The sequence below is a fragment of the Acidobacteriota bacterium genome, from assembly GCA_039030395.1.
GTDB lineage: Bacteria > Acidobacteriota > Thermoanaerobaculia > Multivoradales > JBCCEF01 > JBCCEF01.
In genome coordinates, this window is the sequence record JBCCEF010000001.1 from 506,393 (window position 1) to 516,771 (window position 10,379).

At 67.2% G+C, this 10,379-nt stretch carries 8 protein-coding genes; 3 read left to right on the forward strand and 5 right to left on the reverse strand.

From position 1 onward, the window contains the following. Positions 1 to 109: 109 nt before the first annotated feature. On the reverse strand, positions 110 to 3,295 hold the full coding sequence (locus AAF481_01925; protein ID MEM7479907.1) for an amidohydrolase family protein: 3,186 nt from the start codon (positions 3,293 to 3,295) through the stop codon (positions 110 to 112). A gap of 417 nt (positions 3,296 to 3,712) precedes the next feature. On the opposite strand from AAF481_01925, the gene AAF481_01930 reads away from it, so the two are divergent. The 3 genes from AAF481_01930 to AAF481_01940 are packed head-to-tail and all read left to right on the forward strand — an operon-like array spanning position 3,713 to position 5,236. After that, the gene (locus AAF481_01930; protein MEM7479908.1) at positions 3,713 to 4,165 is read left to right on the forward strand and encodes a hypothetical protein; all 453 of its coding nucleotides are present in this window, start codon (positions 3,713 to 3,715) and stop codon (positions 4,163 to 4,165) included. A gap of 4 nt (positions 4,166 to 4,169) precedes the next feature. Then, entirely contained in the window at positions 4,170 to 4,769 is a 600-nt protein-coding gene (locus AAF481_01935; protein ID MEM7479909.1) for a sigma-70 family RNA polymerase sigma factor, read from the forward strand. Beyond that, entirely contained in the window at positions 4,766 to 5,236 is a 471-nt protein-coding gene (locus tag AAF481_01940; protein MEM7479910.1) for a hypothetical protein, read from the forward strand. The genes AAF481_01935 and AAF481_01940 overlap by 4 nt, the downstream gene beginning before the upstream one ends. A gap of 61 nt (positions 5,237 to 5,297) precedes the next feature. Here AAF481_01940 and AAF481_01945 read toward each other — a convergent pair whose 3' ends face one another. The 4 genes from AAF481_01945 to AAF481_01960 form a co-directional block, all read right to left on the reverse strand. Then, complete coding sequence (locus AAF481_01945) at positions 5,298 to 5,528, reverse strand: hypothetical protein (protein MEM7479911.1); 231 nt, start codon at positions 5,526 to 5,528, stop codon at positions 5,298 to 5,300. Between the two features lie 533 nt (positions 5,529 to 6,061). Continuing rightward, positions 6,062 to 8,200: a T3SS effector HopA1 family protein gene (locus AAF481_01950; protein ID MEM7479912.1), complete on the reverse strand. Its 2,139-nt coding sequence runs from the start codon at positions 8,198 to 8,200 to the stop codon at positions 6,062 to 6,064. Next, on the reverse strand, positions 8,197 to 9,114 hold the full coding sequence (locus tag AAF481_01955) for a hypothetical protein (protein MEM7479913.1): 918 nt from the start codon (positions 9,112 to 9,114) through the stop codon (positions 8,197 to 8,199). Before AAF481_01955 ends, AAF481_01950 begins: the two co-directional genes overlap by 4 nt. Positions 9,115 to 9,116: 2 nt before the next feature. Beyond that, positions 9,117 to 10,121, reverse strand: coding sequence for a hypothetical protein (locus tag AAF481_01960; protein ID MEM7479914.1), 1,005 nt, complete (start codon positions 10,119 to 10,121; stop codon positions 9,117 to 9,119). Positions 10,122 to 10,379: the final 258 nt, after the last annotated feature.

The window sequence follows — 10,379 nt, forward strand, 5'->3', positions numbered from 1 at the left end:
ACATCCTCCGAGGCACTTGGCGTTTGGATTCTTCCGAGGGAGGCGGGTTCGGGCCGGTTGGTGGCCCCTCCCAGCCCGGACTCGTCTTCCTCCGGAGGTTTCAGCCACCTCAGCGGTTGGTAAAGAACCCCGCCTCCCGCTGCCAGTAAAAGGGTTCTACCGGCTTCGACTCCGGGTGGAGCTGCTCCAGGCTGCGGCCGTCGTACAGCCGACCATTCAAGATCACGTGCTCGACCTCGCTGCTGTTGCGCAGGTCTTCGAGCGGGTTGGCGGAGAGCACCACCACGTCCGCCAGCTTGTCCACTTCGAGGGATCCCACGTCGCTATCGAGCCCCAGGTACTGGGCGCCGGTCAAGGTGGCGGAACGCAGCGCTTCGTGTGGCGTCATGCCGCCCTGCTCCAGCATCCACAGTTCCCAGTGGGCCGCCAGCCCCTCGCGCTGGCCGTGGGCGCCGACGGTCACCCCCACCCCGTCGGCGGCGAGTTCGGCCGCCACCCGGGCGTTGTGGAAGTGGCCCCACTCCTCGTCCGGCGCCAGAGTGCGGCGCCGCGAGCGGGCATCGATCATCGATCGGGGCACGAAGGCGAGCAGCCGTTCGTCCTCCCACACGTTGGTCTTGGCGTACCAGTACTCCTCTCCCCACAGGCCGCCGTAGCCCACCACCAGGGTGGGGGTATAGAACACGTCGGTGGCAGCCCATAGCTGGCGCACATCGTCGTAGATCGCGGCCACCGGTATGGAGTGCTCGATGCCGGTGTGACCGTCCACCACCATGGTCATGTTGTGCTGGAAGAGGGAGCCGCCTTCGGGCATCACCATCAGTTCCAGCTCGCGGGCGGCGGCCATCACCTGTTGACGCTGATCGCGCCGCGGCTGGTTGTAGCTCTTGACGCTGATCGCCCCCACCTCTTTCAATCGCTTCAGGTGGAAACGGGCGTCGTCCAGGCTGTCGATCTCCGCCTTGAAGTCGCCCTTGGCGCCATACAGGATGGTGCCCGTCGAGAAGATGCGCGGCGCCGTGATCCGGCCGGCGCGGGCCAGCTCGCCGGCGGCGAAGACGGTGGCGGTGTCGTTCGACGGGTCGTGGAGGGTGGTCACGCCGTAGGTCAGGGTGGCGTAGTTGAACCAGTTCTGCTCCGGCAGCAGGCCGTTCTGCCCCATCGAGCCGTGCCAGTGGACGTCGACCAGGCCGGGGATCAGGGTCTTACCGGAAACGTCCACGGTGTGGGCGCCGGCCGGCACGTCGACTTCCCCGCGGGCACCGACGGCGGCGATGCGGTGGCCCTCGATCACCACCACCCCGTCCTCGATCACTTCGTCGCCCTTCATCGTGATCACCCGGCCGCCGACCAGCGCCATGGTGCCTTCGGGCCGATCGCTCTCCACCTCGAAGCCGATGGCGACGCGCTCGCTGGGCACCTTGTTGTCGTCTTCTTCCGGGTCCGCCCTCTCGGAATCAGCGACTTCGCTCTCCGCCAGGAAGTCGAAGGCATCCGCTAGCGCGACGGTGAACAGATTCGCCCCGAGGGCCCAGTGCAGGCGGTCGGAGCCGCCGGACCAATGGAGGTACTCGCCGGCCTCGTCGGACACCTCCTTCAGCGGCAGCGCCTTGGCCTTGGGACCGATCTCGAAGCTCTTGCCGGTCGCCGTGAAGGGCATCACGAACACCTTGAAGCGCTCCCGGAAGGCCAGCCAGCGGCCATCCGGCGACAAGCGCATCTCGGTGGCCGCCTGGCTGGACAGGTGCTCTCGCTCTTCGCGATCGTCGAAGTCGATGGACGCCAGGATGCGGGTGTCGTTCTCACCGAAGCGCATCACGAAGACGCGGTCGGACGCCGCGCCGAAGTGCGGGTCGAAGCCCTGGCGGGTGATCCGCTCGCTCTGGCCGCCGGCAGCCGGCACGCGGTAGATCCCCGGCTCCGCCGACCAGGTGGGGGTGCGCAGCCAGCCGCCGGTGGCCTTGCGGTACACCACCGTTTCACCGTCCGGCGAGAACACCGGCTCCACGTAGTGTCCCGGCTGGGCGGTGATCACCCGGCCCTCGCCGCCGCCGGCAGGAGCGATGCGGACGGTGCCCAGCTCGGCGTCGTCCCAGGTGGTGTAGACGATCGAGCGGCCGTCCCGCGAGAAGGAGGGATAGAACTCGCCGTGCTCCTGCTGGCGGGTCAGCCGGCGCGGGGTGCCCGCGGGGAGATCGCGCACCCACAGATGACCCAAAGCCTGGTACACCACCCGGTCGCCGGCGGGTGACACCTGGACCCAGCGCAGCATGCGCACCGGGAAGCGCTGCGGGTGCACCTCCACCGGGACCCGCACCGCCGGGGCGACGGCGCGGCTGTCCTGCACCCGGAAGGGAATCGTCTGCGCCTCGCCGGTGACCGCATCGACGCGCCGGATCTCGCCGCCGGCCCACACCACCAGGGAGCCCGAGTCCGGGGTCCAGGCGAAGGTCGGGTACACCCCGTGGACCGCCCAGGTCTCCTGCATGTCGCGGTCGAGCTGACGGTACAGCGGGCGCTCCTCGCCGGAGGTCAGGTCCTTTAGGAACAACACGCTCTCGGTGCGCTCGCGGCGAACGAAGGCGAGGGTCTTGCCGTCCGGCGAAGGCGTCGGCCGCACCGCACCACCGGGACCGCTGACGAAGTCTTCGATCCGACCGTCTTCGCGGTCCAGCCGGCGGATCTCGTAGATCTGCGTGTTGGGGTCCTTGTTGTACTGGAAGCGCGAGCCCGGCGTCGTGTCCTGACTGAAGTACACCCAGCGCCCGTCCGGCGACACGGCCGGCTCACCCAGATCCTTCTGCTCATTGGGCTTCTCCACCATCTGCACGCCATCGCCACCGCTCTCGTGGTAGATCCACAGCTCGCCGGCGCCGAGGGAACGGCGCGACGTGAAGTGCTTGCGGGCGATCAGGAAGTCGCCGTCCGGCGTCCAGGCGGGCGAGTTGAGGAGACGAAAGCTCTCTTTCGTCACCGCCCGGGCGCCGGAGCCGTCGCGGCCGATCACCCACACATTGTCGCCGCCGCCCTGATCGCTAGTGAAGGCGACGCGCTCACCATCGGGGCTGAACCGCGGCTGCATGTCCCAGGCGAGGCCGGAGGTGAGATTTTTCGCCTCTCCGCCCTCGATCGGCAGCAAGTACAGATCGCCGAGCAGGTCGAACACAATCTCCGTGCCGTCCGGCGACACATCGAGGCTCATCCAGGTGCCGGAAGTCACATCGAGGGCGACCTCCGTCAGCGAACCGAAGGCCTCCGGCGGAGAATTCACCTGCCATTCGGAATCTTTGTCCATTCCCTCGTCCGCGGTCTCCTCCGACGGACTTCCGACAGGAGCCGTCGCGTCCTCGACGGACCGGACGTGGCTGTGATGGCCCTGGTGGTTTCCATGGGTCGCCAACAGCGGTAGAGAAGCCAGCGAGAAAGCGAAGACCAGTACCACCCGAACGAAAATCAGCGCGTGTCGCATCGTGATCGATCCCAAAGTGGAGTGAAAAGAAAACCGAGTCGCCAAACTATACCGGTCCCCGCCGCCGGCCCATCCAGCGGGCTTGCTGGACGATGGAACCCGTCGAATCGGTGCCTGGCGCCTCGACCAGGGGCCGAAATTTCCGGCCCGCCTGTTAACCCTTTCCCCTCCTCCCGGTAATAGCCAACGAACACCGAGCGCCGAGGCCTTCCATCGGCGCCTGACTTCGAGAGGAAAGACTTCATGAACGACTTTGCACCCCTGATCGCGATCCTCAGCGTGGTTCTCGGCCCCATTTGGCTGGTGCGGACCCTTCTACACAGCCGCCGCAGCCGAGAAATCGCCCGCGCCAAACTGGACCTGCAGACCCGCCTGCTCGACAAGTTCGACTCCTCCCAAGAGATGCTCGCCTTTCTGCAAAGCGAGGCGGGCACGCGCTTCGTCGAGTCGGCGACCCAGGAGAAAGGCAATCCCTTCGGCCGAATCCTCGGCTCGATCCAGGCCGGCCTGATTCTGCTGGTGGGCGGCATCGCCTTCTTCGTTCAGCGCCACCTGATCGCAGGTTCCTACGAGGGCTTCACCTTCCTGGGCACCCTCGGCATCGCCCTGGGGGTGGGTTTCCTGTTGTCGGCGGGAGTCGCCTACTTCCTCTCGCGGAGCTGGGGTCTCCTGGAGCCGGCGCCATCGGTAGACTGAACCCATGTCGGTGGTCGGTGTGAGCGATTCCAACCCCTCGCTGTTCGGGACCCCCTCGGAGGCCATTGCCGCCTTCCGAGGACGTTCTCGTTCGGCCCGCGCTCTGCTTGCCGACGAAGCCACCTTCAGCGCCTTCCACGACCGCACCGCTCGTTCGCTGTGGGCCTATCTGACCCGCGCCAGCGGCGACTCCAGCCTGGCGCAGGATGTGACCCAGGAGAGCTATCTTCGGTTGCTGCGGGCGGACTTTCAGCCGGAGAGCGAACTGCACCTGCGCCACTACCTGTTTCGCATCGCCAGCAACCTGCTGCGCGACCACCACCGCCGCCGCCGCCCGGCGGGAGAGATCGAAGGCGAGCCGGCCGTTCCCTCGGCGGCCGGCGCACGAGAGATCCGCCAGGATTTGACCGGCGCCATGGCCAAGCTGAAGCCGCGCGAGCGGCAAGTCCTGTGGCTGGCCCATGTCGAAGGGGCGCGCCACGCCGAAATCGCCGAAATCTTGAACCTTGCGCCGGCCAGCATTCGGGTGATCGCCTTCCGAGCCCGCCAGAGAATGGCGGCCCTGCTGCGCGAGGGCGGAATCACTCCGGAGACGACCCGATGACCCCATCTCCTTGCCCGCAGACCGACGCCGTCGCCCGGGCAGCCCGCCACGGCCGACTGACCGCCGACCCCGTTCTGGCGGCCCACGCCCGGGCCTGCGCCCGGTGCGGCGAGCACCTGTGGCTGGACGAACTCTTCGCTGCCGACGCCCGGGCCCTACGCGCCGCGGCGCCGCCGGAAGATCCCCGGTTGATCTGGCTGCGCGCGCGCCTGAAGGGCCGCGACGAGCGCACCCACCGCGCCACCTGGGCCATCCGGACAATCGAGAAGATCGGCATCGCCACCGGCGGCGCCGCCGCGGTGATCCTCGGCGCCAGGACCTGGCCACGGCTCGGCCTGGCCGAAACAACAGGCCTGGCCGGCGGCCTCACCCACCCTGGCGATCCGCTCGCCGTCCTGGCCCTGGCCACGGCCCTCGCCCTGGCAGCCACCGCCTTCGACTTCTACGACCGCTGGTCGAAGGCCTGAGCGACGCCTGAGCGACCGCTTCGGAGCAAAGTCCTCAGTTGGACCTCCGCTGCGGGTTGATTCATTTCATTCGCCTCCGGGAGCGGATCTGCTCCTTCTCCCAGGCGTGGCGGTGTCGCCAAAGCTCCTCCACCGAGGGGAATTTGCGCACACCCGGCTCGAACCTCCAGGGCCGCAGAGCGTAGGCCAGCTCGCTCAGCTCACAGGCAATGCGCAGATTGTCCGGGTCGAGGGGCGGCAGCGGCTCGACTTCCGGCATCTCGGCGACGGAGCGAAACTTCTTGACCGGCATCACGGCGCCTCTTCGAGGCCGAACGCTTCTCGAATGCGCGCCGCGTCGGCCCGGGCTCCGAGCTGTCCTGATCGTTCTCTTCTTCGGCCTCCACCAAGACGGCGGCGGCCATCTGGCGGGTTAGAAACTCAATGTCCTGCGGTCGGATGGGGACGCCCATCAAGGCCCCCACCTCCAAGGTAGCGAAGAGCAGGATCTTCGCCAGTCGGCTGCGAATTCGTCTCATGATTCCTCCAAGTCCGTTGGTTCGGTGTCGTCGCGCAAGAGACACCGAGGACTGGAGGTCCCCGCCGCAGCAGGCTGGGGAGAGCGGGGGCCGATGGCAAAACCTCGGCCCCGTCGGGCGAGTTCAGGAACTCAGAGGGTGGTGCGTTGACCTCGACCGCCTCGACCGCCGAACCGAGGCCGAACGGCAAGGCGAACCCCGCCGATGCGACGAGCAGCAGCGCGAGGAAGCAGACGATGACGGTCGGACGGCGCATCGATCCGAACAACCTAGAACCAATGGCCAGCATTCCGGAGAGGTCGAATCGTCAGGGCGGCCAGGGGTCCGCGTCGTTCAGGTTCTCGAGCAGAGAGATCGCTTGGTCCACTAGCCGCCTCGGGAGGCTACCGGCGGCGGGGGCGATGGTGGACTGAGGATCTTGCGCGCGCATTTCTTCCAAAGCGGCCTGCAGCAGGCGGGCCGCGGCGCACACCCGGCAGCGGCGATCGAAGCTGGCGGCATCGAAGGCGACGGCAGGAGACGTGTGGTAGGCCGCCCAATAGGCTCGGGCCGCAGCGCGGAGTTCAAGCCGGTGCCCTGGCCGTCGAACCGCTTCGGCGATCCAATCTTGTAGCCCACTGCCGACATCCCATGCCGCGTCGCCCACATCCGCGAGCTCCCAGTCCACCAGGTAAAGACGACCGGACCTCTCCAGCAGGGCGTTCTGCCACTTGAGGTCGCCGTGGGTGAAGCAGTCGAACCGCCAATCGGCAACGGCCGCATCGAGAATTGAAGCGAGAAGAGGGTGTTTACCGATTTCCTCCACCAGTCGCTTCTGTCCGGACGACAGCCAATCGAGGAGAGGGCCTCCCCGGTGAGCGGTGAAGATACCCGGCACCTGGCGCGGGAACAGTCCGGGATCGAGGCGGGTCGACGGATCGACCTGGCCGTGGAGGAGAGCCAGTGCCCGCCCCAAGGCGGCGGCTGAGGTCCTCGCTGCACGGGCGCCGGACCGTTGCCGCTCGACGAGCGTCGCACCGTCTTCCACCAGATCCAGCAACAGAATCCCGGACGCACGGTCGAAGCCGTGAAACCGGGGCAGGAGATCGCCCAGCGCCGCGCAGGCGGGGTCCCGGCTCGCCAGGCGATAGACGGCGGCTTCCCGCTCCATCATTCGCCGACTCTCTTCGCCCATCACTCGCAGCTTCTTGAGGAAGAAACCGTAGGACACCGCCGCGTCACCGTCGACCTCAGATACCGCCCGCAGCGCCACGTTCGAGTTGCGCCGGGTCACGTCGGTGGCCTGCCAACGGACTCCCGCGGGCAACCAGCCGCGCTCGGTGCAAAGGGCGATGGACTGCTCGACCGCTGCGGTGGGAGCCCCCGGCGGTGCAGCCGATGATGGGGCGAGCGCCCGACCGTCTATCCTTCCCCGATGGGGCTGCGCGAGATCGAGGTGCGCCGCGCGGAACCGCTCGGCCACCGCCTGCAGACGGTGGGTGACGTCTTGGTGTCCCGAGAGCCAAGCCTCCACCACCCCCTCGGCCAGGAGGCGGCAGCGGTGCATACCGAAACTTTCGCCATTGCCGGGACTCTGCGCCAAACCGATACCCGGAGCGAGAGGCGCGGTGAACAGCGGCACCGCCGGCCCGAGGGTTTGTCCCGAGAGCCAATCGGCCACTCGCCGGGCTAGAGCGTGGTGCCGGCGAGGCAGGTACAAAACGGTGGCGTCTAGGCGATGACGTTCGCCCGGCACCAGCATGCTCTTCAAGGTGAACGGAACCTGGCGCCGATTGAGTTCACCGGTGAGCACAGCGTAGAGGTCCGGCAAGGCCGCACCGGCGGTAGCCAGGTAGAGACGCAGTGCCGGCGAACGGTCTCCCGGTTCGGGCAGCGCTTCCCCAAAGACGGTGTAGACCCCAGCTTGCAGCGTCAATGAATCGACCGCCAGGCGCAAGGTGGCGGCGGCTCCGCCGAAGGGCCGCAAATCCTCGCTGAAGGTCAGAGCGTAGTCGCCGAACCGAGCACTGCGTCGGAGGTCGCCCCTTGCGGCGACGATCTCACCGGACGACCGGACCGACTCGATGCGCCAGCCGGCAAGCCAGCGTTCGCGGCCCTGATTGGCCTCTCGCAAGCGACTGGCGAGTTCTTCGGGCCCCAGCGCGGCGTCTTCGCGGTTCGGTTCCGCGAACACCGAGGCGCCGGTTCCTAGGCCCCCGGCCACGGACTCCGCGGCTCCGGGGAGCGGGCGGGCAAAGGCGGCGCTGTAGAGCCGATCTCGCAACGCCTCCTCCAGCCGACCCCGCATCGCCGGGGAAACCGGCTCCCGCGGCCCTGCGGCCGCCGCCGGAACCGCCGACGGAAAGTCGAAGGCCGTCGGGGAGCGAAGGTGGATCGCTGCCAGGACCCGGCGCAGCCCCGGAGGCGCTTCGACCGCCTCCGATGCGAGGGGAACGGACCGGGTCATCCACCGGCGAGGAAGTCGGCCATGGCGCCGGTGAGGCAGCCTTCGCCGGCGGCGTCAAAGGCGGCAAACATCGGTCCGTTGTTGATCTCCAGAAAAAGCAACTCCCCACTGTCCGCGTCGGCCTTGAAATCCGCCGCGCCGAAGTTGAGACCGAGGCGCTCCATCAATGCACCCAGGCGCTCCAACAGGCTGTCAGGCAGAGTGTCGAGTCCCACCGGCAGCACCTTGCAATCGGCCGTGGAGCGGTAGTCCAGGGCATCGGCCTGCAGGTGAAAGGCGAAAAAGCCGCCGGCGATACCGTAGACCCTGACCTCGGGCGGGACCAATCGCTGCTGGATGATCGAAGGCGAGGCCAGCGCCCCATCGCGGTGGCTCGCGGCCGGCAAGACGTCTTCCAGCGGTCGGGTGAAGTCGCCACCGTTGACCGGTTTGACGACCAAGGGCGCCTCCTTCACCCGTTCCAAGAGCAGCTCCCGATCGTTACTCACCAGGGTCCGCGGAGTCGCCAAACCCAACCGCCGGGCCAGGTCGAGCACCTGGAGTTTGTTGGTCACTCGCTGGAAACTCTCGCGATTGAGCAACCGCACCTCCGGATGCGCCAACAGCCAGCCACCCAGGGCGGTGAACCACGCCATCGCCCGATAACCCGGCTCGGGTCGGCGCTCGGCCAGGCTGGTGAAAACATCGTGACGCACAAAGACCGCCCGAGGCCTACACGGCTGGCCGTCGACCCACAACTCATCGCTCGACAGATCCCAGCTCACCCGAGGATGGCTGCGGGCACCCACCAGCAACGATTGGCAGGACAACCGACGATCCTGTAGACGAGCCAGGAGGGTCGCCAGGTTCGGATCGGCATCCCCTCCCGCCAGCAGAATCTCCGCGTTGGGCTCCGGGTCGGTCCTCGGCGGCATGATCAGAAACCGCCGAAGGGATTGCCGCCGCCCGGCCCTCCACCCGGTCCCTCTTCGCCCACCACGGTGGTGGTGGGGCCGCCCCTCTCCTCGCCCACGGCGGCGGTGGTGGACCCTTGCTCTTCACCCACGGCGGTCGTGGTTTGATGTTCCTCACCCACCACGGTCGTCGTGGCACCACCCACCGCGGGAGCAGGGCCCTGCTCTTCGCCCACGGCGGTGGTGGTGGGACCGTGTTCCTCACCCACCGCGGTCGTGGTGACGTGCTCCTCGCCGTAGACGGTAGTGGTCACTCCGCCGACATCCTGAGCCGGACCCTGTTCCTCGCCCACCGGCGTGGTCGTCGGACCCTGCTCCTCACCGACGGCGGTCGTCGTCGGGTTTTCTTCGCCGACGAGGGTGGTGGTCGGACCTTGCTCCTCACCGATCGCGGTGGTGGTCGGGTTTTCTTCACCAATCGCGGTCGTGGTCGGGTCTTCTTCACCGATCGCGGTGGTGGTCGGGTCTTCTTCACCAATCGCGGTGGTGGTCGGGTTTTCTTCACCAATCGCGGTCGTGGTCGGACCCTGCTCCTCACCAACGGCAGTGGTCGTCGGGCCCTCTTCGCCAAGAGCGGTCGTGGTCGGCCCTTGCTCTTCGCCAACGGCGGTGGTCGTTGGGTCCTCTTCGCCAACGACGGTCGTCGTCGGACCCTGCTCCTCACCAACGGCGGTCGTGGTCGGACCTTGCTCCTCACCGACAGCGGTCGTGGTGAATTGATGCTCTTCACCGACCACCGTGGTGGTCGCGGCGAAGGTGCCGGACGGCGGGCTGTGCTCTCCCACCACGGTGGTCGTCCCCTCGTCCTGGGACGCTGCCATCACCCGCTCCAGGTCTGCGGTCGGCTGAGCCTCCTCTCCAACCAGCGTGGTGATCTGGTGCTCCTCGCCGATGGCGAGGGTGGTGATCGGCGCGTTCTCCTCTCCGACGATCGTCGTGGCGGGCGGTTTCGACTTCTTTTCAGCCATGATGCCTCCTGTGGCAAGTCCCTGCGGTCAGGGAGAGTGAAGATCTCAGTTGCTTCCATCTCTGCCGCGAGCCGGTAGCGAGAGAGCACTCACCCAAACGGGCCTCCCGTTCACCTCTCCACGAAACGGTCACAACCACGGGAACCGGGAAAGCACCCACAACTCACTCCACATTTTTAACAAAAGAAACACCGCATACTACACGAAAAGTAAATGCATAAAATAGAATAAGAAAACACATACCCGTGTCCGTGACAG

What these genes read in the sequence shown, in the direction of transcription:
- AAF481_01925 (MEM7479907.1), bottom strand. Translation starts at nt 3,295, where the DNA reads ATGGACAAAGATTCCGAATGGCAGGTGAATTCTCCGCCGGAGGCCTTC.
- AAF481_01930 (MEM7479908.1), top strand. Translation starts at nt 3,713, where the DNA reads ATGAACGACTTTGCACCCCTGATCGCGATCCTCAGCGTGGTTCTCGGC.
- AAF481_01935 (MEM7479909.1), top strand. Translation starts at nt 4,170, where the DNA reads ATGTCGGTGGTCGGTGTGAGCGATTCCAACCCCTCGCTGTTCGGGACC.
- AAF481_01940 (MEM7479910.1), top strand. Translation starts at nt 4,766, where the DNA reads ATGACCCCATCTCCTTGCCCGCAGACCGACGCCGTCGCCCGGGCAGCC.
- AAF481_01945 (MEM7479911.1), bottom strand. Translation starts at nt 5,528, where the DNA reads ATGCCGGTCAAGAAGTTTCGCTCCGTCGCCGAGATGCCGGAAGTCGAG.
- AAF481_01950 (MEM7479912.1), bottom strand. Translation starts at nt 8,200, where the DNA reads ATGACCCGGTCCGTTCCCCTCGCATCGGAGGCGGTCGAAGCGCCTCCG.
- AAF481_01955 (MEM7479913.1), bottom strand. Translation starts at nt 9,114, where the DNA reads ATGCCGCCGAGGACCGACCCGGAGCCCAACGCGGAGATTCTGCTGGCG.
- AAF481_01960 (MEM7479914.1), bottom strand. Translation starts at nt 10,121, where the DNA reads ATGGCTGAAAAGAAGTCGAAACCGCCCGCCACGACGATCGTCGGAGAG.